Genomic DNA, 20705 nt, shown 5'->3' on the forward strand with positions numbered 1-20705 from the left:
CACGCGGCACGGGCCCGGGGGCCCGTGGGTGAGCGGGCGGGCGCTGTTCGCCGGCGCGCCGGCGGCCGTCCCGGCGGGTTTCGCGACGCTGGGGCTGGACGGGCGGCTGAACTGGTCGCCCTGGGAGCGATGAGCCCGCGTCAGGCCCGGAGTCCGGCTTTGATGTACGTACGTACTCACCGACGCGTACTCAGTGATGGAGGAGAGCCTGTGAACTGGACACTCGAAGTGGTCCTCGTCCCGGTCACCGATCTGGACCGGGCGAAGGACTTCTACGGCACCGCGTGCGGTTTCACGGTCGACCTGGACACCGAGGTGGCCCCGGGGATCCGCATCGTCCAGCTGACCCCGCCGGGGTCGCGCTGCTCGATCGCCCTGCAGAGCGGTATGCCCCCGGCGCCGGGCGAGGAGGTGATGGCGCCGGGCTCCCTGCACGGCCTCCAGCTGTGCGTGACCGACATCGAGGCGGCCCGCGAGCGGCTGACGGCCCGGGGTGTGGAGGTGAGCCCGGTCCGGCACGTGGGACCGGCCGGCTGGACGGAGGGCAAGGGCGAGACGTGGAACTCGTTCATGTTCTTCAAGGACCCGGACGGCAACGGCTGGACGGTCCAGGAGGCCCCTTCCGAGCTTTCGGAACGCTAGCCCGCCCGGCTCAGTAGTAGCCCTTCCGCCCGTCGAGCAGCTCCCGGATCGCGTCCAGGTGCCCGGCGTGCCGCGCGGTCTCCTCGACCATGTGGATCAGCATCCACCGCAGGCTGGCCCGGGCGGAACGGAAGTCCGGATGACGGCCGGTCTCGTCCAGGGCGTGTGCCGCGACGATCTCGTTCGAGACGGCGCACTGCCGCTCGTACTCCTCCAGGAGCTGTGCGAGCGGCACGCCGTCGGGCTTCATGTCGAGGTCCTCGGCGGTCTCGTCGAACTGCGGGCCCTCGGCGGGCCCGCCGAGGAACAGCACCTCGAACCAGGCGTTCTCCACCCACCGCAGGTGGTGGAGGATCCCGGCCACCGTCATGTCCGGCGAGTGCGGCAGGACGGCGCGGTACGCGTCCTCGTGCGACAGTCCCTCGCACTTCCACCGGACGATCGAGCGCTGGAGGTCGAGCCAGCCGACGAGCTGCGTCCGCTCGTCCGCTTCGAAGGGGGGCCTGTCACGGGGAATGGTCATGGGCGCGGACGTTAGCGCGGCGGCTCCTGCGGACGCACCCGCTTTTCCCGGCGCGAGGCGTGGGCCACGACGAACAGGAACAGTCCGCACCCGGCAACCAGCAGCCAGCCGGGGCGGGACGCCTGGGCCAGCCCCTCCGGGGCGGTGTCCGCGACCAGCCCGCCGGCGAGGGCGATGCCGACCGCGGCGCCGAACTGGCGCGCGGTGGAGGTGATCGCACCGGCCACGCCGGCGCGGGCGGGAGGCAGCCCGCTCACCGCGGTGGTGGTGAGGGGGGCGTTGGCGAAGCCGAACCCGGTGCCGATCAGCGCGTAGGCGAGCAGGAGCAGGGGGACGCCGGTGTCCTGGTCGAGCCCGGTCAGGCTCAGGCCGCCGGCCGTGAGGAAGCCGCCGGCCAGGACGAGCGGCGGTCGCGGTCCGCGGCTGCCGGTCAGCCGGCCGGACAGGGGTGCGCACACGGTCGCTCCCAGCGCCATGGGCAGGGTGGCCAGCCCGGCCGCGAGCGGTGTCCAGCCCCGGGCGTGCTGCAGGTAGAAGGTGGTGAGCAGCAGCGTCACGTTCAGGGCGACGAAGACCGCCACCGCGCCCAGGACGGCTCCGGTGAAGGCGGGGCTGCGGTAGAGCCCCGGGTCCATCAGCGGCTCCCGCCGGCGTGACTCGACCCGTACGAAGGCGACCGCCGCCGCGACGGCGACCGCGTAGGCGCCCAGCGCCGGGAGGGACGTCCAGCCGACGCGGGGGCCTTCGATGAGGACGCCGACCGACACCCCGATGGCCAGGGCCAGCAGCGCCTGCCCCGGCAGGTCGAGCCGCCGGGCCCGTGGGGCGCGGGACTCCGGTACGAACACCGCGGTGAGTACGAGGGCGGCGAGGATGACCGGCGCGTTGATCCAGAACAGTGACCGCCAGCCGAAGGCGGCGATGAGGGCGCCGCCCGCCACGGGTCCGGCGGCCATGCTGAGCCCGAAGACCGACGCCCAGACGCCGATCGCCCGTGCCCGTTCCCTGGGGTCGGGCATCGCGTTCACCACGATGGCGAGCGCCACCGGGCTGAGCATCGAGGCACCGATCCCCTGCACGGCCCGGGCCGCGACGAGCACACCGGCCGACGGGGCGATCGCGCAGGCCAGGGAAGCCGCGCCGAAGACGACGAGCCCGGTCCGGAACACCCGCCGGCGGCCGTACCTGTCCGCCAGCGCGCCGGAGGAGATCAGCAGCCCGGCCAGGACGAGGGTGTACGCGTCCACGACCCATTCGAGGCCGAGGGTCCCGATGTCCAGAGCACGCCCTATCTCCGGCAGACCCACGTTGACGATGGTGGTGTCCAGGCCCACCAGGAACATGCTCAGGCAGCAGACGGCCAGCACCGTCCAGCGCCTTCGCGCGCTCAGTACGGGCACGGGCTGGGTCTGCTGGGTGTCAGTCGTCGCGGTCACGGCCTGCCTCTCACGTCCACATGGCGTCCGGCCCGGTCATGCTCGGCCCGGAAGCCGGCCGGCGCCCAGGAAGTTTGCGAAGGCTGCAAAACTGGGCGCATGGACGCGGAACTGCGGCAGACGATCGACGGCATCGGCCCCCGGCTGCGCACGTTGCGCCGGGACCGGGGACTGACCCTGGAGGCGCTCGCGGCGGCGACCGGGATCTCGGTGAGCACCCTGTCCCGCCTGGAGTCGGGCAAACGGCGCCCGACGCTGGACCTGCTGATCCCGCTCGCCCGTGCGCACCGCGTCGCCCTCGACCAGCTGGTGGCCGCCCCGGCCACCGGCGACCCCCGGGTGCACCTGAAGCCCCTGCGCCAAGGCCATGGCAGCGTTCTGGTGCCCCTGACGCAGTACCCGGGCCGGGTGCAGGTGTTCAAGCAGGTGCTGGCCCCCCGCGAGCCGAAGCTGGTGACGCACAACGGTTACGAATGGCTCTACGTCCTCGCCGGCGAGCTGCGCCTCCTCCTCGGGGACCAGGAAAGCGTCCTGCGCCCCGGCGAGGTGGCCGAGTTCGACACCAGGGAACCCCACTGGTTCGGCCCGGCGGGCACGGAAGCCGTGGAGATCCTGCACCTGTTCGGCCCCCGGGGCGACCAGGCGGTCACGCGCACGCCGCCGAGCGCCCCGGGCGCGCACGACTGACGCGGCTCGTCGGACCGCCACGGTGCCTCATGGGTGGCGCACAAGCACGTCCGTCCGCCGATACGGTCCGGCGTTGCCGTCGCTGCGGGGCTCCCTCTGATCAGCCCGGTGGCCTGGGGTCTTCCTCCCGCGACGGTCACTCGGCCAACGGCCGGGCCTCGTGTGCAGCCGCGATCTTGTCGATGCGCTGCGCGAGGTCGAAATCCGCGGGCGTCAATTTGTGTCCGACGTCGTGCGTGGTGACGGTGAACCGCACGTGATCCCAGCGCAGGTCGATGTCCGCGTGGTGGCTGATCAGCCGCTCGACATCGGCGACATGCACGATCAGCGCCACGCCGCCGTGGTACCTGATGCGATAGGCCGCGGTGATCGAGTCGCCGGTCCTGCGCCAGTTCGGCACGTTCTCCAGGTATGCCGCGATCTCGCCTCACCGAGCACTGCGGCGTCTCCCTCGGTCTCGGCCACGTCATCTCGGAGCGGTTCGTCGGGCCCGCCGCCCGTGGCCCGGAGCCGGGAACCCGGTAAGTCACCGCGGGGCCGACCGTTCACGACGGTCGGCCCCGCGACGCTGCGCCCCTCGCATTGGCCTCGCCCTCGCGTGCGGACTCGGCCCCCACCCGCTGTGCGGGCCGGCAGGAGTCCGGCCGCTTCCGGGCCCTGCACGGCCACCGGCCGGAAGACGGACACGCCCCGCCGGCGGTGGACCGCCCCTGGGCGTCAGGCGGGCCGGGGCACGATGGCCACCGCCCGGTAGTCGTACCCGTCCTGCCGGAAACCGGGGGCCTCCCACTGGAGTTCCACCCGCTGCCCCGCCGCCAGCGTGCGGAACCCTTCCATCCGGATGTGGGAGTAGTGGCCCCAGCACCCGCCCGGGGTCTCCGGGGAGTCGAGCACCCCCCACCCCTCCTCTTCACGCCACTCGCGGACAGTCGCCGTCACCATGCGACGAACCCTAGGGGGCCGCGTCCGCCGCCCGCGCAAGGGGGCACGTCGTCAACCAGGCTCCGGGGCAGGTGCCGACCGTCGCGGGCCCCGGTGCCTCCCGGCGCCCGGGCGCCCGGGCTTACAGCACCGGCAGGTTCTTCCGCAGCTCGAACGCGGTGACCTCGGAGCGGTACTCCTCCCACTCCTGCTTCTTGTTGCGGAGAAAGAAGTCGAAGACGTGCTCGCCGAGCGTCTCGGCGACCAGTTCGCTGCGCTCCATCAGGGAGATCGCCTCGCCGAGGTTCTGCGGCAGCGGCTCGATGCCCATGGCGCGGCGTTCGGCGTCGGAGAGCGCCCAGACGTCGTCGTCCGCGCCGGCGGGGAGTTCGTAGCCCTCCTCGATGCCCTTCAGGCCGGCCGCCAGCAGGACCGCGTACGTCAGGTAGGGGTTGGCGCCCGAGTCGATGGAGCGGACCTCGACGCGGGCCGAGCCGGTCTTGCCCGGCTTGTACATGGGGACACGGATCAGGGCGGAGCGGTTGTTGTGGCCCCAGCAGATGTACGAGGGGGCCTCGCCGCCCGAGCCGGCGGTGCGGGTGGAACCGCCCCAGATCCGCTTGTAGGAGTTGACCCACTGGTTGGTGACGGCCGAGATCTCCGCCGCGTGGCGCAGCAGGCCCGCGATGAAGGAGCGGCCCACCTTGGAGAGCTGGTACTCGGCACCCGACTCGTAGAAGGCGTTGCGGTCGCCCTCGAAGAGGGAGAGGTGGGTGTGCATGCCGGAGCCGGGGTACTCCGAGAAGGGCTTCGGCATGAACGTGGCCTGCACCCCCTGCTCCAGCGCCACCTGCTTCATGACCAGGCGGAACGTCATGATGTTGTCGGCGGTCGACAGGGCGTCGGCGTAGCGGAGGTCGATCTCCTGCTGGCCGGGCGCGCCCTCGTGGTGGCTGAACTCGACCGAGATGCCCATCGACTCGAGCATGGTGATCGCCTGGCGGCGGAAGTCCATGCCGACGTTCTGCGGCGTGTGGTCGAAGTAGCCGGAGTTGTCCGCCGGAGTGGGGCGGGAGCCGTCCAGGGGCTTGTTCTTCAGCAGGAAGAACTCGATCTCGGGGTGGGTGTAGAAGGTGAACCCGAGGTCGGAGGTCTTGGCGAGGATCCGCTTGAGGACGTACCGGGGGTCCGCGAAGGACGGCGAGCCGTCGGGCATCAGGATGTCGCAGAACATCCGGGCCGTTCCCGGTGCCTCCGCCCGCCACGGCAGGATCTGGAAGGTGGCCGGATCGGGCTTGGCGATCATGTCCGACTCGTACACCCGGGCGAAGCCCTCGATCGCCGAGCCGTCGAAGCCGATGCCTTCGTCAAAGGCCTGTTCGAGCTCGGCGGGGGCCACGGCGACGGACTTCAGGAAGCCGAGCACGTCCGTGAACCACAGGCGCACGAACCGGATGTCGCGCTCCTCGAGCGTACGGAGTACGAATTCCTGCTGCTTGTCCATTTCCACACCCATCCTCGCTGATCAGGCCAGCATGCCACCACACGGTTTCGTGCACGTTGCGAACCCATAGTGCATGGAGCTCTGTGGCGTAGGTAACGGAGGCCTCGCAGACTGGTCCCATGGACCGTGGCACACAGCAGTTGCCCGGCGCCGGCCGGCCGCCGGCCTGGCTGCGCCTGCTGCCGTGGCTGACGATGGTGCTGCTGGTGGTCGTCCAGCTGACCACGCCCCGGAGCGTGCAGCTCGGTTTCGCGTTCGCCGTGGTCCCGCCCCTGACGACGCTCCTGTACGGGATGGCGGGCACCGCCGCTGTGGCGGGCACCATGTTCGCGCTGCTGCTGATGCCCTCGATCCGCGCCGATGACGTCACCTACGGCGACCTGCTGGCGTTCGGGCTGATCGGGGTGGTCAGCGTGGTGCTGGCGGGGATACGCGTGCGGCGGGACGCGCAGCTGGTGTCGGTGCGGACGGTCGCGGAGGCGGCCCAGCTCGCCGTGCTGCCGCCGTTGCCGGAGCGGGTGGGTCCGGTGCGGTGCGGTGCGCTGTACCGGGCGGCGGAGCGGGGCACGCTGGTGGGCGGCGACCTGTACGACGTGCAGGACGGGCCGTACGGGGTGCGGGCGATCGTCGCCGATGTGAAGGGGCACGGCCTGGCCGCGGTCGGGACGGTGTCGGCGCTGCTGGGGACGTTCCGGGAGGCGGTGCTCGACGAGCCGGACCTGGCCGGGGTGGCGGCGCGGCTGGACCGGCGCCTGGTGGTGGATTCGGCGGGCCGGGAGGACGCGGAGGTGTTCGCGACGGCGGTGCTGGTGGAGTTCCCGCCGGGCGGTGCGGCGGTGCGGGTGCTCAGCTGCGGTCACCCGGCGCCGCTGGTGGTGGACGGAGACGGGGCGCGGGAGGTGGCGCTGACGCCGGGGGCGCCGCTGGGGCTGGGGCTGATGGAGTTCCGGGCGCCGGAGGCGGTGACGGTGCCGATACGGCCGACGGACATGCTGCTCGCGCACACGGACGGGGTGACGGAGGCGCGGGACTCCACCGGTGCCTTCTACCCGCTGGCGGCACGGCTGCGGGAGGTGGGGGCAGGGCCCGTCTCCCCGGTGGAGTTGGTGCGGTCGGTGTGGCGCGACCTGTCGTCGTACGCGGGCGAGGTCGCCGACGACGTGGCGCTGCTGGCGCTCAGTACACCGGGCGGGCGTGGCTGACCGGGCGGTCCGCGCATTACCATCAGCGCCCATGGGGGGCCACGGGCTCACACGCATCGCGCGTCCCATGGCGCTGGTCGGCGCCGTGGCGACGCTGCTCGCCGTGCTCTGCGTCTGTCTCTCCCCGCACGGTGGTACGGGGGGCCGAGACGGCGGTCACGAGCGCGCGGTCGCCGGGCACACCGCCACCGGGCACCTGGTCACCGAGTACGCGTGCCCGTACGACCGGAGCGATTGCGGGCTCTTCCCGTACCTCACCCCCGCCGTCCTCACCGCCCCGCTTCTCGACCCGCCGCCCCAGGCGGACGCTCTCGTGCGGGTGGGGCCGCACCGCGGCGCCGGGCGGCCCGCCGCCACCGGGGCGCGGCCGCGCGCGCCGGATCTCCATGTCCTCCAGGTGCTGCGGACCTAGGCGGCCCGCCGCAGTTCCGGACGCGAAAACACCACCCTCCACTCCCCCGCGAAGGAAAAACCACCATGGCTGCCAACCGATCGTCCGCCGCCGACCGCCGCGCCCGAATAGAGGAGATGCGCCGCGCGGAGCAGGCTCGCGAGCGCCGCAACCGCCTCATCACCATCGTCCTGAGCACGGCCGTGGTCGCCGGCCTCGTCGGCTTCGGCGCGTACGTGCTCAACAAGGAGAACGAGGAGAAGCAGCAGCAGGAGGCGGCTGCCAAGGCCCCGATCAAGGACGAGAAGACCTGGGACGCGAAGAAGCTCGGCCGCAACCACCCCACGACGCCGGTCTCCTACCCGATGAAGCCGCCGGTCGGTGGCGACCACCACCCGGCGTGGCAGAACTGCGACGGTGACGTCTACAAGAAGCCGGTGCGCAACGAGAACGCCGTCCACTCCCTGGAGCACGGCGCGGTGTGGGTGACGTACAACGACAAGGCGCCCGCCGCCGATGTGAAGAAGCTCGAGGAGAAGGTCGGGAAGACCTCGTACTCGCTGATGAGCCCGGTGAAGGACCAGGCCGGGGCCATCATGCTGAGCGCCTGGGGCAAGCAGGTCACGGTGGACGGGGCCGACGACCCGCGCGTGGACGCCTTCTTCACCAAGTACATCCAGGGGCCGCAGACGCCCGAGCCGGGCGCGGCGTGCACCGGCGGAGTGGGCCAGTGACGCTCACCCTCACCCGTACGCACTGGGCGGCCGTCACGGCGGTCGTGCTCGCGCTGCTCTTCGCGGGCGCGGCGGCGGTGGCCACCGCCGGGGACGGCGGCGGGGTGCGGTCACCGGGCACGCCGACGGCGGACTCGGCGGACGCCGGGTTCGCCCGGGACATGTCGGACCACCATCAGCAGGCGGTGGAGATGTCCTTCCTCGTGCGGGACCGCACGGAGGACGAGGAGGTGCGCCGGCTGGCGTACGACATCGCCAACACCCAGGCGAACCAGCGCGGGATGATGCTGGGCTGGCTGGACATGTGGGGCCTGCCGAAGGTCTCCATGGACCGGGAGCCGATGGCCTGGATGGGGGGCGCCCACCACTCCTCCGCGGACGGGTTGATGCCGGGCATGGCGACGGAGGCGGAGCTCGACGCGCTCCGGGCGGCGAGCGGCAGGCAGGCGGAGGTCCTGTACCTGCGGCTGATGACCGAGCACCACGAGGGCGGTGTGCACATGGCGCAGGGCTGCGTCGAGCAGTGCCGCCCCGGCGTCGAGCGGGACCTGGCCCAGGGCATGGTCGACGCCCAGGAGTCGGAGATCGCGCTGATGGCCGACATGCTCAGGAAGCGCGGCGCGAAGCCGTAGCGCCCGTTGGTGCGCCGTGTACGGCCGTCCCGGGGTTGTCCCGGGGCGGCCGTACGGCGGTGCAGCGGTCGCGGGGTGGCATGGGCGCGATGAGAATGGAGGCGCTCGGGGACCGACGTACGGCGCTCTATGGCGTTTCCGGAGGAAAAGAACCCCATGACCACCGCCAAGGACATCATGCACCCCGGAGCCGAGTGGCTCCCCGCTCACGAGACCCTCGACCGTGCCGCGCAGATGATGCGTGACCTCGATGTGGGCGCGCTGCCCATCGCGGACGAGAACGAACGGCTCTGCGGCATTCTCACCGACCGCGACATCGTCGTCGGCTGTGTGGCCCAGGGACACGACCCGGCGCGGGTCAGGGCGGGTGACATGGCCAAGGGCACGCCGCGCTGGATCGACGCGAACGCGGACGTGGAGGACGTGCTGCGGGAGATGAAGAGCCACCGCATCCGGCGTCTCCCGGTGATCGAGAACAAGCGGCTGGTCGGCATGATCAGCGAGGCCGACCTCGCCCGTCACCTGTCGGACACGCAGGTCGCCGACTGGGCGGAGAAGGTCTACGAGCACCGGCGCTGACGTTCTCCTCCCCGTGTCAGGGGCGTGACGCGCACGGCGCGTCACGCCCCTGCGCGTGTCGCCCCGGCGGTCCCGCCGCGGCCGGGTGGCCGCTGTTCTCCGCTCTCCGCGTGGCCGCAGGCGGTGACATCACCTGTCGGGAAGGTCCGCGCCGCCGTCGAAGGGCCCGGCGCACCTGACCGGCGAGGCTCGGTCGCGTCCCGCCCACCGGTGTCCCTGTGGCCCTGCGCGCGTCGCCCGGCGGGCCCGGCGAGGACCCGGCGGGGTCCCGCCCGCCGCCGCCCGTGGCCGGCACGGCGCCGGCGGGGTGGGGCCGGGCCGCGTGGGCGGGTGAGCCGGGGGCGCCGGCCGCCTCCGGTACGGGCCCTGTACGCGGCCGCCCGGCCGCAGGGGCGCCGACCGCCGCGCCGTGGGGCGGCTACCGGGCGAGGACCGCGGCGGCGAGGGCCTCCGGGCGGTCCAGCATCATCAGGTGACCCGACCCGGGGACGGTCTGGAAGCGGGCGCCGAGCAGGTCGGCGAGGGCCCGCTGGCGGGCCGTCCAGCGCGGGGACGCGGGCGCGGCGAGCACGGTGACCGGGACGCCCCTCGGGAGGGGCCGGCGTTCGCGGAGGGCGAGGAGCTCGGCGGCGACGGCCCGGTAGTGCGTGTTCTCCAGCAGGGCGCCGCGCAGCACCCGGGAGGTCGCGTAGCAGCGGCGTACCAGCGCGGCGGGGGCGGGGTCCGGCGCGTGGCCGGGCCGGGAGAGGCGGACCACGGCGCGGCGGGTGAGCGGGCCGAGCGCGGCGGGCGCCCCGGTGGCGCGGAGCACGGCGGCGGCGGCACGCGCCAGGGCGGTCCGGACGGCCGGGGCGGCGGGCGCCCGGGCGTGCTCCTCGACGGACGTGTCGACGAGGACCACCCCGGCGGTCCGCTCCGGGTGGAGCCGGGCGAACGCCTCGGCGTGGAACCCGGCGATGGAGTGCCCGACGACGGTCGCGGGCCCGTCGAGCCGGAGGGCGTCGAGGAGGCCCGCGATCCGGTGCGCCTCACCGGCAGCGGTGGGCGCCGCGGCGGCCGGGCCGCTCAGGCCGTGGCCGGGCCGGTCGAAGCGGACGACGGTGCGGTGCGGTGCCAGCAGCGGGACGTCGGGGTCCCAGTCGAACCAGCTCATGGCGAGCCCGGCGCCGAGCACGCAGACCGGGCCGCCGCCCTCCACGACCACGTGGTGGGGCACTCCCCCGACCCGTACGAACCCCGACCACGCGAAGCTCATCCGTTCCCCCTCGCCGCCGCGTGCACCGGAGGTCAGACTGCCATGCGCGGGGCACGGGGAGCGCCGGGGCATCGTGTCGCTCTGACGATTACACTGGCCGGCGTGCCTCAACTACGCCTCGCCCTGAATCAGATCGACTCGACCGTCGGCGATCTCGCCGCGAACGCCGAGGCGATCGTCCACTGGACCCGGCACTCCGCCGAGCAGGGAGCGCATCTGGTCGCGTTCCCCGAGATGGTGGTGACCGGCTACCCCGTCGAGGACCTGGCCCTGCGGTCGTCCTTCGTCGAGGCGTCCCGCAGCGCGCTGCGGGCACTCGCCGCGCGGCTCGCCGACGAGGGATACGGAGAGCTTCCGGTGATCGTCGGTTATCTGGACCGCTCGGAGAAGGCCCAGCCCCGGTACGGCCAGCCCGCCGGCGCGCCGCGGAACGCCGCCGCGGTGCTGTACGGCGGGGACGTGGTGCTGTCGTTCGCCAAGCACCACCTGCCGAACTACGGAGTCTTCGACGAGTTCCGGTATTTCGTGCCCGGCGACACCATGCCCGTCGTCCGGGTCCACGGGGTCGACGTCGCGCTCGCCATCTGCGAGGACCTGTGGCAGGAGGGCGGCCGGGTGCCGGCCGCCCGCAGCGCGCACGCGGGCCTGCTGGTCTCGGTCAACGCCTCGCCGTACGAGCGGAACAAGGACGACGTCCGTCTGGAGCTGGTGCGCAAGCGTGCCCAGGAGGCCGGTTGCACCCTCGCCTACCTGGCGATGATCGGCGGTCAGGACGAGCTGGTCTTCGACGGCGACTCGATCGTGGTGGACAAGGACGGCGAGGTCGTCGCGCGGGCGCCGCAGTTCGCGGAGGGCAGCGTGGTGCTGGACCTCGACCTGCCGGCCGCCTCCCCCGATGCGCCGACGGGCGTCGTCGACGACGGCCTGACCATCGAGCGGGTGGTCCTGTCGGAGGAGCCGCTCCCGGCGTACGAGCCGGAGCTGACCGGCGGGTACGCGGAGCGGCTGGACGACGACGAGGAGGTGTACACCGCGCTGGTGGTGGGCCTTCGCGCGTACGCCGCGAAGAACGGTTTCCGCTCCGTGCTGATCGGCCTGTCCGGCGGCATCGACTCGGCGCTGGTCGCGGCGATCGCCTGTGACGCGCTGGGCGCGCAGAACGTGTACGGCGTGTCGATGCCGTCGAAGTACAGCTCCGACCACTCCAAGGGTGACGCGGCGGAGCTGGCCCGCCGCACGGGGCTGAACTTCCGCACCGTGCCGATCGAGCCGATGTTCGACGCGTACATGGGCTCGCTGGGCCTGACGGGGCTCGCGGAGGAGAACCTCCAGTCGCGGCTGCGCGGCACGATGCTGATGGCGATCTCCAACCAGGAGGGTCACATCGTGCTCGCGCCGGGCAACAAGTCGGAGCTGGCGGTGGGCTACTCGACGCTCTACGGCGACTCGGTCGGCGCGTACGGGCCCATCAAGGACGTGTACAAGACGACGGTCTTCCGCCTCGCGCGGTGGCGCAACCGGGCGGCCGAGGAGCGGGGCCAGACCCCGCCGATCCCGGAGAGCTCCATCTCCAAGCCGCCCAGCGCCGAGCTGCGCCCCGGGCAGGTCGACACGGACTCGCTGCCGGACTACGACGTCCTGGACCGGATCCTGGAGCTGTACGTCGACCGCGACCAGGGCAAGGACGCGATCGTCGCCGCCGGCTTCGACGAGGAGCTGGTGACGCGGACGCTGCGCATGGTGGACACGGCGGAGTACAAGCGGCGCCAGTACCCGCCGGGCACCAAGATCTCGGCCAAGGGCTTCGGCAAGGACCGGCGGCTGCCGATCACGAACCGCTGGCGGGAGACGACGACGGGCTGACCCCCGCCCGGTCCTCGGCGAGGGGGCTTCCCGCGACGACGCGGGAGGCCCCCTTCGCCGTGTCCATGAGCCCGGCCGTGACGGCGATCGCCAGGCCCGCCACCGCCAGGGCCGCGCCGACCAGCGCCGGTGAGGTCCAGCCCCAGCCCGCGGCGATGGCGGTGCCGCCGAGCCAGGCGCCGCCCGCGTTGGCGAGGTTGAACGCCGAGTGGTTGGAGGCGGACGCCAGGGTGGGGGCGTGCCGGGCCTTGTCCATGACGAGCATCTGGAGCGGGGTGGTGGTCATGAAGCCGACCGCGCCGAGCACGGCCACCAGGACCAGGGCGGCCCACTGCACGTGCATGGTGAGGCGGAACGTCACCAGCACCACCGCGAGCGCGGCGAGCGACCCGTACAGCGTGGGCCGCAGCGCCCGGTCGGTGAGGGGGCCCGCGACGAGGGCGCCCAGGGTCATGCCGATGCCGAAGAGGGCGAGGACCAGGGTGACGGAGGACTCGCCGAAGCCCATGACCTCGGTGGTCATCGAGGCGAGGTAGGCGTAGACGGCGAAGACGCCCGCGAAGCCGAAGACGGCCGTCAGCAGCCCGAGCAGCACCTGCCGGTCGCCCAGCGCCCGCAGCTCGCGGCCGAGGCTCTGGCGCTCGTCGACGGGGACGTACGGGACGAGCGCGGCGAGCGCGGCCATGGCGACCAGGCCGATCACGGTGACGACCAGGAAGGTGGCGCGCCAGCCGAGGTGCTGGCCGAGCAGGGTCGCGGCGGGTACGCCCACGATGTTGGCGACGGTCAGGCCGAGGAACATGGTGGCGACCGCGCGTGCCTGCCGGCCCTCACGGACCAGGCGGGCGGCGACGACCGCGCCGACGCCGAAGAACGCGCCGTGCGGCAGTCCGGCCAGTATCCGCGCGGCGACGAGCGTGCCGAAGCCGGGTGCGAGGGCGGAGGCGAGGTTGCCGACGGTGAACAGCGCCATCAGCAGCAGGAGCATCCGCCTGCGCGGGAGCCGGGAGCCGAGGGCGGTGAGCAGGGGGGCGCCGACGACGACGCCGATCGCGTACGCCGAGACCAGGTACCCGGCGGTGGGGACGGAGGTGTGCAGGTCGTCCGCGACATTGGGGAGGAGCCCCATCATCACGAACTCGGTCGTGCCGATGCCGAAGGCGGCTGTGGCCAGGGCGAGCAACGCCAGGGGCATGGGAGAGTGCCTTTCGAGACGCGACGTGCCGGGGTCGCGGTGCTAGCTCCCGGCGCCTTAAGTTCCCTTACTGAACAAATGGCCTCACGCCAGTTGTTCCCCGAAGTGAACGCCGGATTGCCGCCGCGTCTCGAGATCGAAGGTCAGAGCGTGACGCGTGCTGCGATCGGCAGGTGGTCGCTCTCCGTCGCCGGCAGCGTCCACGACGCCACCGGCTCGACGCCCTTCACCAGGATCTGGTCGATCCGCGTCATCGGGAAGGCGGCCGGCCAGCTGAAGCCCATACCGTCACCGGCGGCGCCCTGCGTGGACCGCATCTGGGACGTGACGGCGTTGAGCGACCGGTCGTTCATCGTGCCGTTGAGGTCACCGAGCAGGATCACCTTGCCCAGCTCCTCGCGGACGATCGCCTCCCCCAGCGCGTCGGCGCTGTCGTCACGCTGGTTGGCCGTGAACCCGGCGTTCAGCTTGACCCGCACGGAGGGCAGGTGGGCCACGTAGACCGCGACCTCGCCCTGGGGCACGGTCACGGTGGCGCGCATCGCCCGCGTCCACCCCAGCCGGATGTCCACCGGGCGGCTGTCGCTCATCGGGTGCTTGCTCCACAGGCCGACGGTGCCCTGGACCGAGTGGTACGGGTACGTGTCGGCGAGCGCCCGCTCGTACACCGGGACCATGCCGGGCTTGAGCTCCTCCAGCGCCACGACGTCCGCCCCCGAGCCGGCGATCCGGCGGGCGGTGCCCTCGGGGTCCGGATTGTCGGCGTTGACGTTGTGCGAGACGACCATCAGGTCGCCCCCGGCGCCCGACTTGTCGGTGACCAGCCCGCCGAAGAAGTTGAGCCAGATGACGCCGGGCAGCAGGGCGGCGATCAGCGCGGTGGCCGAACGGCGCAGCACGGCGGCCACGAGGATCACCGGAATGAAGACGCCGAGCCACGGCAGGAACGTCTCCGTCAGGCTGCCCAGGTTGCCGATCTTGTTCGGGATCTGGGCGTGGAAGACCATCAGGAGCGCGAGCAGCACGGCGGACGCCGCGAGGAGGGTGCCCCGGCGCCAGACGCCGGGGTCGTGGCGCCAGCGGTCGAGCACCGACCGGACCCGGGATCCGGTGCGCCGCTGCTCCCGCGCGCCGCCGTTCCCCGTCTCCGTCATGTCCACCCGCGTCATGCCGCCGTCCTCACTGCCTTGCTCGTCGTGCTCTGTCGTACGTCCCGCCCCGTCCCGACCCTAGGGGATCACGGGACGGCCGTACTGCCACGAGGACGATGAGGCGTCACGCCGGGTTCCGGGGGTCGCGGCCGGATCGCGAGCTGTGACAGAACGCGCACAAACGGGCCCGGCCGCCCCGTGCCCGCCGGCCGGGCGGAGATGGCCGCGGGCCCACTTCCCCCCGCACGGCACGAAGTGCCACCATGGATGTGGTCCGGGGACGCCGTGAGGGCGCCTCGAGATGACGAAGGAGCCGTTCACATGACGCTTCAGGCTGCCCCGAAGCAGCCCGCCGACAGCGCCAAGGCGCTGTACGGCGGCAAGGGAACCCGCCGCATCACCGTGCTCGACCTCGCCGGCGCCAAGGAGCGCGGCGAGAAGTGGCCCATGCTCACCGCCTACGACGCGATGACCGCCTCCGTCTTCGACGAGGCCGGCATCCCGGTGATCCTGGTCGGCGACTCGATGGGCAACTGCCACCTCGGCTACGACACCACCGTGCCCGTCACGATGGACGAGATGACCCTGCTCTCCGCCGCCGTCGTACGGGGCACCAAGCGCGCCCTGGTCGTCGGCGACCTGCCCTTCGGCTCGTACCAGGAGGGCCCCGTGCAGGCCCTGCGCTCGGCGACGCGGCTGGTGAAGGAGGCGGGCGTCGGCGCGATCAAGCTGGAGGGCGGCGAGCGCTCGCTGCCGCAGACCGAGACGCTGGTCCAGGCCGGTATCCCGGTGATGTCGCACCTGGGTCTGACCCCGCAGTCCGTCAACACCATGGGCTACCGGGTGCAGGGCCGCGGCGACGAGGCCGCCCACCGGCTGCTGTGCGACGCCAAGGCCGCCCAGGACGCGGGAGCCTTCGCGGTGGTGCTGGAGCTGGTCCCGGCCGAACTCGCCGCCGAGGTCACCCGGTCCCTGCACATCCCGACCATCGGCATCGGCGCGGGACCCGACACCGACGCGCAGGTCCTGGTGTGGACCGACATGGCCGGACTCACCGGCGGCAAGGTGCCACGCTTCACCAAGCAGTACGCCGACCTCCGGCAGACGCTCGGCGACGCGGCACGCGCGTTCGCCGGCGAGGTGGTCGGCGGAACGTTCCCGCAGGAGGAGCACACCTTCCACTAGCCACTCCCGGTACAGACGACGGCCCGCCGACTTCCCCCATCGGCGGGCTGTCGGCTTGTACGGGCGGGCGTAGGCTGGAAGTCGGACTCGGGGACCCACGCTCAACCCCGCCAGGAGGCGGTCATCATGCCCGGAATCGTGCGCAAGAACTTCGACTCCGCGGACGAGGTCCGGCCGTTCGAGGACGGCAAGGGCGAACTCGATCTCGTCAACACCGACAGGGGCCCGGTCGGCCGGGCCGTCTTCGAGCCGGGCTGGCAGTGGTCCCGGCACGTCAAGCCCCTCGCCGGTACCGACAGTTGCCAGGCCGCGCACGCGGGTTACGTGGTCAGCGGCCGGATGAAGGTCGTCATGGACGACGGCACCGAGGACGAGGTCGGCCCCGGTGACTTCACCGCCATCGAACCCGGTCACGACGCGTGGGTCCTCGGGGACGAGCCCTGCGTCATGCTCGACTGGGTCGGGTTCGGCGACTACGCGGTCTCCGCGTAATCGGCCTCCTGAGCCGTGGCGCCCGGCCGACGGCGCCGCGCGGGCGAGCGGCGAGCGGGTCTGTCGGTGCCGCGTCGGTGGCGTCCCGCCGCTGTCGGTGAGGTGTCGGTGGCGGCTGGTGCCATGAGGGCATGACGCGATCCGACACCAACGCCGTCGAGGTACGAGGCCTCGTCAAGCACTACGGCGACACCAGAGCGCTGGACGGGGTGGATCTCGACGTACGCGAGGGCACCGTCCTGGGCGTGCTCGGCCCCAACGGCGCCGGGAAGACCACCCTTGTCCGCTGCCTGTCCACCCTGATCGTCCCGGACGCCGGGACCGCCACGGTGGCCGGCTACGACGTCGTACGCCAGCCGCGGCAGCTGCGCCGCACGATCGGGCTCACCGGACAGTACGCGTCGGTCGCCGAGAAGCTGACGCACTCCGGCGGCATGCGGCGCCGCCTCGACCTGGCCGCCTCCATGATCGGCCGCCCGGCCGTCCTCTACCTGGACGAGCCGACCACGGGCCTGGACCCCCGGACCCGGAACGAGGTGTGGGACGAGGTCCAGCGGATGGTCGCCGAGGGCGTGACCGTCCTGCTCACCACCCAGTACATGGAGGAGGCCGAGCGGCTGGCGCACGAGCTCACCGTGATCGACCGGGGCGGGTCATCGCCGGCGGCGGGGTCGACGAACGCAAGGCGAAGGCCGGCGGACGCGCCCTCCGCATCCGGCCAGCCGACCCCGGCGAACTGCCCATGATGGCGCGGGCGCTGGACGACGCCGGGCTGTCCGGCGTCGCGGGGGCGCGGTCGTCCCCGACGAGGGCCGGCTCTACGTACCGATCCGCAGCGACGGACAACTGACCGCGGCCGTCGGCCTGCTGGGCGCGCGGGGCTTCGGCCTCGCCGACAGCGACACGCATCTGCCCAGCCGCTCCCCGGCGCGGGCCGGCGCGCGGACCGCCCGGTCGAGGCCGTCGGCGTACCGCCCGTCGAGAATGTCGAGCCAGGCGAGTACGCCGAGCGGGAAGCCCTCCACGAGCGACAGGGCCATCGGCGGCGAAGTCGCCCAGCAGTGCGTCCGGTTGCTCCCGGGCCTCGCCGGTGCGGCCGGTGCGGCCGGTGCCGCCGGTGCAGCCGGTGCCGCCGGTGCAGCCGGTGCCGCCGGTGCGGCCGGTGCGGCCGAGCCACATCGCCAGGTACAGGAGCGCGGCTGGGACGGCCTCGTGCCCGGCGCCGCGGCCGCGCGCCAGGACGTCGCGGAGGATGGCCTCGCTCCCGGCGCCCCGGCCGGTCTCGGTGAGCGTCCCGGCGTACCGGACGCTCAGCAGCGCCACCTGGGCCTGCGCGCCGAGCCGTTCGGCGTGGCCGACGGCCGCCGCGAAGTCCTCCGCCGCCCCCCGCGAACTCGCCGCGCCGCTCGCCGGCCTCGGCGCGGGCCGACAGCGCCGGCGCACCGTGAGGAGCGCGCGCAGCCGTGCCCCGCCCACCGGTACGGCGGAGCCGTCCGCGCGGTGGACCTGCGGGGGACCGAGTACGGAGATGCGCACCGCCCATTCTCCTTCCCTCCGCCGTTCGTGCCGCGTCCGGTACGGTCGACCGGTCCGCACCCGCCCGTCCCGCCTTTCAGGAGCGCCGCCCATGGCCACCGCCACCTCCCGCACCAGCGACCGGAGGGTCAGCCCCGTCTTCCTGGGGATCGCCGCCATCATGGCGGTCACCGGATGGGCGGTGTGGACGGGCTTCTCGGCCGACCTGGGCCTCGCCGTCTTCCTCTTCGTGACGTCCGGGTGGATCGTCTCGCTCTGTCTCCACGAGTACGCGCACGCCCGCACGGCGCTGCACGGCGGCGACCTCACCATCGGCGCGAAGGGTTACCTCACGCTCAACCCGCTGAAGTACACGCACGCGCTGCTGAGCATCGTGCTGCCGGTGGCGTTCGTGATCATGGGCGGCATCGGACTGCCCGGCGGCGCCGTCTTCATCGAGCGGCACCGCATCCGGGGCCGGTGGAAGCACAGTCTGGTCTCCGCGGCCGGGCCGCTGACGAACGTCCTGTTCGCCCTGGTGTGCACCGCCCCGTTCTGGCTGGGCACGCTGGACGGTGTGCCGTTCGGCTTCCGCTTCGCCCTGGCGTTCCTGGCGCTGTTGCAGGTGACGGCCGCGATCCTGAACTTCCTGCCGGTGCCGGGCCTGGACGGTTACGGGGTGGTGGAGCCGTGGCTGTCGTACAGGATCCGCCGCCAGGTGGAGCCGTTCGCCCCGTTCGGTCTGCTCGCGGTGTTCGCGCTGCTCTTCGTGCCGGAGATCAACCACGCCTTCTTCGGGCTGGTCGACACCGTCCTGCAGGCGCTGGGCGTGCGGGACGTGGATACGTACTGCGGGCAGGACCTGTACCGCTTCTGGCAGGAGCGGAACGCCCTCTGCGAGGAGGTCGTCAGCCAGTGACCTTCGCCCGGCGGTGGTAGTACCACGCCATGTTCGAGGAGACGCCGGCCAGCAGCACCCAGATGATGCCGAGCCAGGTGCCCTGGACGAAGGAGACCACCGCCGCGGCGGCGGCGAGGACGCAGACGGCGAGGGCGTACAGAGCGAGGCGGGGCATGGGGGACGGCTCCTGTCGGGGTACGGCGTGCGACGTGCCCGTCCAGTGTCCCCCATGCGCCTCGGCCGTCAGACCTCCGTCACGCGCAGGCCGGCGTGGACCTTGTAGCGGCGGTTGACCGAGATCAGGTTGGCGACCAGCGACTCGACCTGGTGGGCGTTGCGCAGCCGCCCGGCGAAGACGCCCCGCATACCGGGGATGCGGCCCGCGAGGGCCTGCACGATGTCGGTGTCGGCGCGCTTCTCGCCCAGCACCATCACATCCGTCTCGATCTCCTCCACCGACTCGTCCTGGAGGAGGACGGCGGACAGGTGGTGGAAGGCGGCGGTGACGCGCGAGTCGGGCAGCAGGGCGGCGGCCTGCTCGGCGGCGCTGCCCTCCTCGGGCCTGAGGGCGTAGGCGCCCTTCTTGTCGAAGCCGAGGGGGTTGACGCAGTCGACGACGAGCTTGCCGCGCAGCTCCTCGCGGAGCGACTCCAGGGTCTTGGCGTGCCCCTCCCACGGCACGGCGACGATCACAATGTCGCTGCGCCGCGCGCACTCGGCGTTGTCGGCGCCCTCGACGCCCCGGCCCAGGTCGGCGGCGACCGCCTGGGCACGCTCGGCCGCCCGCGAGCCGATGATCACCTGCTGGCCGGCGCGGGCGAGGCGGTGGGCGAGGCCGCGGCCCTGGTCGCCGGTGCCGCCGAGGACACCGACGACGAGCCCGGAGACGTCGGGAAGGTCGTACGGATCAGTAGTCATGGTCCCGACATTACGGGGCGCGCCCCCGTGCGGGTGACGCGACGCCGAACGCCCGCGCGGTGCCCGTGGGGAGGGGCAGGATACGGCGCCATGGATGCCGTACGTGTCGCGCTGCTGCGTGAGGTTCTGGACGGTACGGAGTGGCCCGCGGCGGCCCGCCGGTTCGCCGGGGTCCTGCGGTCCTCCGTGGTGCCGCAGGGCGGCGGGCTGCTGCTGGTGGGTACGGAGCGGTACGAGCCGTGGCACCTGGCCGCGCACCTGGTCGACGAGGCGGCCTGGTCGGGCCGGCCGGAGCTGGCGCCCACGCTGGTGCGGCACGGGGCGCGGCCGGCCGGCCCGGCGCACCTCGCGGTGGGCCTCGGGCGGCTGGAGGCGGCCGGGCGGGGCGAGACGCTGCTGGTGGTGGCGCCGGAGCGGCCGGGTGGCGGCCTGCTGGAGCGGGTGCACGACGCGCGGCGGGCGGGCGCGACGGTGCTGTCGCTGGACGGCGGCGACCGGGAGGTGCGGGGACTGGCGCACGAGGCGCTGACGGTGACGGAGGCGGACGACGTGGACCTCGACGTGGTGCAGCACCTGGTGAGCGCGGCGGCGGGTGAGAACACCCTGCCGGCCGCCCGGCCCGGCCGCCGACGCTTCCGGGACCGTCTGGCCCGCCTGACCGACCACCTGACGGCCCCGCCACCGCAGCACTGGTGACGCTGCCGCAGCGAGTCCACAACCCGGCTGCCGACGCCCGCCACCGCATGGCCCGGCGGGCTCCCGGTTCGGCCGCCGGTTGCCGCCGCCGCGCGGCCCGGGCTAGGGGACACCCGGCCGCCCGGCCCGGCCGCCGACGCTTCCGGGACCGTCCGGCCCGCCTGACCGACCGCCTGACGGCCCCGCTGCCCGGCCTCTCCGTGGCGTTCGCCCCGGGCCACGGGCCCCGGGGCTTCCGGCCCGTCGGGCCGGGCCCGCCCGCGTACGCCGGTCACGGCCCCGC

23 protein-coding genes and 1 pseudogene are annotated in these 20705 nt (G+C 73.2%); 13 read left to right on the forward strand and 11 right to left on the reverse strand.

Annotated features, from left to right (window positions below):
* The first annotated feature begins 210 nt into the window (after positions 1–210).
* Positions 211–642: a VOC family protein gene (locus tag ABD347_RS00870; protein WP_344355256.1), complete on the forward strand. Its 432-nt coding sequence runs from the start codon at positions 211–213 to the stop codon at positions 640–642.
* A gap of 10 nt (positions 643–652) precedes the next feature.
* Here ABD347_RS00870 and ABD347_RS00875 read toward each other — a convergent pair whose 3' ends face one another.
* Complete coding sequence (locus tag ABD347_RS00875; protein WP_344355257.1) at positions 653–1165, reverse strand: DinB family protein; 513 nt, start codon at positions 1163–1165, stop codon at positions 653–655.
* Between the two features lie 11 nt (positions 1166–1176).
* Positions 1177–2601: an MFS transporter gene (locus ABD347_RS00880; RefSeq protein WP_344355258.1), complete on the reverse strand. Its 1425-nt coding sequence runs from the start codon at positions 2599–2601 to the stop codon at positions 1177–1179.
* 99 nt (positions 2602–2700) lie between these two features.
* On the opposite strand from ABD347_RS00880, the gene ABD347_RS00885 reads away from it, so the two are divergent.
* Positions 2701–3288, forward strand: coding sequence for a helix-turn-helix domain-containing protein (locus ABD347_RS00885; protein WP_344355259.1), 588 nt, complete (start codon positions 2701–2703; stop codon positions 3286–3288).
* Between the two features lie 136 nt (positions 3289–3424).
* Here the strand turns inward: ABD347_RS00885 and ABD347_RS00890 are convergent, their stop codons facing one another.
* The 3 genes from ABD347_RS00890 to ABD347_RS00900 form a co-directional block, all read right to left on the reverse strand.
* Positions 3425–3688 (reverse strand): 4a-hydroxytetrahydrobiopterin dehydratase, encoded by a 264-nt coding sequence (locus tag ABD347_RS00890; protein WP_425575545.1) that lies wholly within the window; start codon positions 3686–3688, stop codon positions 3425–3427.
* A gap of 317 nt (positions 3689–4005) precedes the next feature.
* Complete coding sequence (locus ABD347_RS00895; RefSeq protein WP_344355260.1) at positions 4006–4230, reverse strand: S1 domain-containing protein; 225 nt, start codon at positions 4228–4230, stop codon at positions 4006–4008.
* Between the two features lie 121 nt (positions 4231–4351).
* Entirely contained in the window at positions 4352–5713 is a 1362-nt protein-coding gene (locus ABD347_RS00900; RefSeq protein WP_344355261.1) for a glutamine synthetase family protein, read from the reverse strand.
* Positions 5714–5832: 119 nt separating this feature from the next.
* Between ABD347_RS00900 and ABD347_RS00905 the strand changes: the two genes are divergently transcribed.
* The 5 genes from ABD347_RS00905 to ABD347_RS00925 all read left to right on the forward strand — a co-directional run bounded on the left by ABD347_RS00905 (position 5833) and on the right by ABD347_RS00925 (position 9251).
* Positions 5833–6915 carry a PP2C family protein-serine/threonine phosphatase gene (locus tag ABD347_RS00905; protein ID WP_344355262.1) on the forward strand — a complete coding sequence of 361 codons (1083 nt, stop codon included), beginning with the start codon at positions 5833–5835 and terminating at the stop codon, positions 6913–6915.
* Between the two features lie 31 nt (positions 6916–6946).
* Complete coding sequence (locus ABD347_RS00910; RefSeq protein ID WP_344355263.1) at positions 6947–7327, forward strand: hypothetical protein; 381 nt, start codon at positions 6947–6949, stop codon at positions 7325–7327.
* Positions 7328–7392: 65 nt separating this feature from the next.
* The gene (locus tag ABD347_RS00915; protein ID WP_344355264.1) at positions 7393–8040 is read left to right on the forward strand and encodes a thioredoxin-like domain-containing protein; all 648 of its coding nucleotides are present in this window, start codon (positions 7393–7395) and stop codon (positions 8038–8040) included.
* Positions 8037–8672: a DUF305 domain-containing protein gene (locus ABD347_RS00920; RefSeq protein WP_344355265.1), complete on the forward strand. Its 636-nt coding sequence runs from the start codon at positions 8037–8039 to the stop codon at positions 8670–8672. Before ABD347_RS00915 ends, ABD347_RS00920 begins: the two co-directional genes overlap by 4 nt.
* Positions 8673–8828: 156 nt before the next feature.
* The gene (locus ABD347_RS00925) at positions 8829–9251 is read left to right on the forward strand and encodes a CBS domain-containing protein (protein WP_344355266.1); all 423 of its coding nucleotides are present in this window, start codon (positions 8829–8831) and stop codon (positions 9249–9251) included.
* A 418-nt stretch (positions 9252–9669) separates the two neighbouring features.
* Here the strand turns inward: ABD347_RS00925 and ABD347_RS00930 are convergent, their stop codons facing one another.
* Positions 9670–10506, reverse strand: coding sequence for an alpha/beta fold hydrolase (locus tag ABD347_RS00930; protein ID WP_344355267.1), 837 nt, complete (start codon positions 10504–10506; stop codon positions 9670–9672).
* A 102-nt stretch (positions 10507–10608) separates the two neighbouring features.
* Here ABD347_RS00930 and ABD347_RS00935 point away from each other — a divergent pair, with 102 nt between their 5' ends.
* Positions 10609–12369: an NAD+ synthase gene (locus ABD347_RS00935; protein WP_344355268.1), complete on the forward strand. Its 1761-nt coding sequence runs from the start codon at positions 10609–10611 to the stop codon at positions 12367–12369.
* Here the strand turns inward: ABD347_RS00935 and ABD347_RS00940 are convergent.
* Complete coding sequence (locus ABD347_RS00940; protein WP_344355269.1) at positions 12335–13564, reverse strand: MFS transporter; 1230 nt, start codon at positions 13562–13564, stop codon at positions 12335–12337. The two genes, ABD347_RS00935 and ABD347_RS00940, sit on opposite strands and share 35 nt — an antisense overlap.
* Before the next feature lie 143 nt (positions 13565–13707).
* Complete coding sequence (locus ABD347_RS00945) at positions 13708–14733, reverse strand: endonuclease/exonuclease/phosphatase family protein (protein WP_344355270.1); 1026 nt, start codon at positions 14731–14733, stop codon at positions 13708–13710.
* Positions 14734–15036: 303 nt separating this feature from the next.
* On the opposite strand from ABD347_RS00945, the gene panB reads away from it, so the two are divergent.
* From panB to ABD347_RS00960, 3 genes and pseudogenes are all read left to right on the forward strand, one after another.
* On the forward strand, positions 15037–15900 hold the full coding sequence (gene panB, locus ABD347_RS00950; protein WP_344355271.1) for a 3-methyl-2-oxobutanoate hydroxymethyltransferase: 864 nt from the start codon (positions 15037–15039) through the stop codon (positions 15898–15900).
* Positions 15901–16026: 126 nt separating this feature from the next.
* The gene (locus tag ABD347_RS00955) at positions 16027–16392 is read left to right on the forward strand and encodes a cupin domain-containing protein (RefSeq protein ID WP_344355272.1); all 366 of its coding nucleotides are present in this window, start codon (positions 16027–16029) and stop codon (positions 16390–16392) included.
* 131 nt (positions 16393–16523) lie between these two features.
* Positions 16524–17310: pseudogene (locus ABD347_RS00960) on the forward strand (ATP-binding cassette domain-containing protein); the annotation flags it as partial.
* On the opposite strand, the gene ABD347_RS00965 reads toward ABD347_RS00960, so the two are convergent.
* Positions 17211–17432 carry a hypothetical protein gene (locus ABD347_RS00965; RefSeq protein WP_344355273.1) on the reverse strand — a complete coding sequence of 74 codons (222 nt, stop codon included), beginning with the start codon at positions 17430–17432 and terminating at the stop codon, positions 17211–17213. The pseudogene ABD347_RS00960 and the gene ABD347_RS00965 overlap by 100 nt on opposite strands.
* 587 nt (positions 17433–18019) lie before the next feature.
* Here ABD347_RS00965 and ABD347_RS00970 point away from each other — a divergent pair.
* Positions 18020–18826 carry a site-2 protease family protein gene (locus tag ABD347_RS00970; RefSeq protein WP_344355274.1) on the forward strand — a complete coding sequence of 269 codons (807 nt, stop codon included), beginning with the start codon at positions 18020–18022 and terminating at the stop codon, positions 18824–18826.
* On the opposite strand, the gene ABD347_RS00975 is transcribed toward ABD347_RS00970, so the two are convergent.
* Together ABD347_RS00975 and npdG are read right to left on the reverse strand one after the other, a co-directional pair.
* Positions 18816–18983, reverse strand: a complete 168-nt coding sequence (locus ABD347_RS00975) for a hypothetical protein (RefSeq protein WP_344355275.1) — start codon at positions 18981–18983, stop codon at positions 18816–18818. The genes ABD347_RS00970 and ABD347_RS00975 overlap by 11 nt on opposite strands.
* 68 nt (positions 18984–19051) lie before the next feature.
* Positions 19052–19726, reverse strand: coding sequence for an NADPH-dependent F420 reductase (gene npdG / locus ABD347_RS00980; protein WP_344355276.1), 675 nt, complete (start codon positions 19724–19726; stop codon positions 19052–19054).
* 90 nt (positions 19727–19816) lie between these two features.
* On the opposite strand from npdG, the gene ABD347_RS00985 reads away from it, so the two are divergent.
* Complete coding sequence (locus ABD347_RS00985) at positions 19817–20422, forward strand: hypothetical protein (protein ID WP_344355277.1); 606 nt, start codon at positions 19817–19819, stop codon at positions 20420–20422.
* Positions 20423–20705: the final 283 nt, after the last annotated feature.

Origin of the sequence: Streptomyces gobitricini (genome assembly GCF_039532985.1) — a bacterium.
Classification (GTDB): Bacteria; Actinomycetota; Actinomycetes; order Streptomycetales; family Streptomycetaceae; genus Streptomyces; species Streptomyces gobitricini.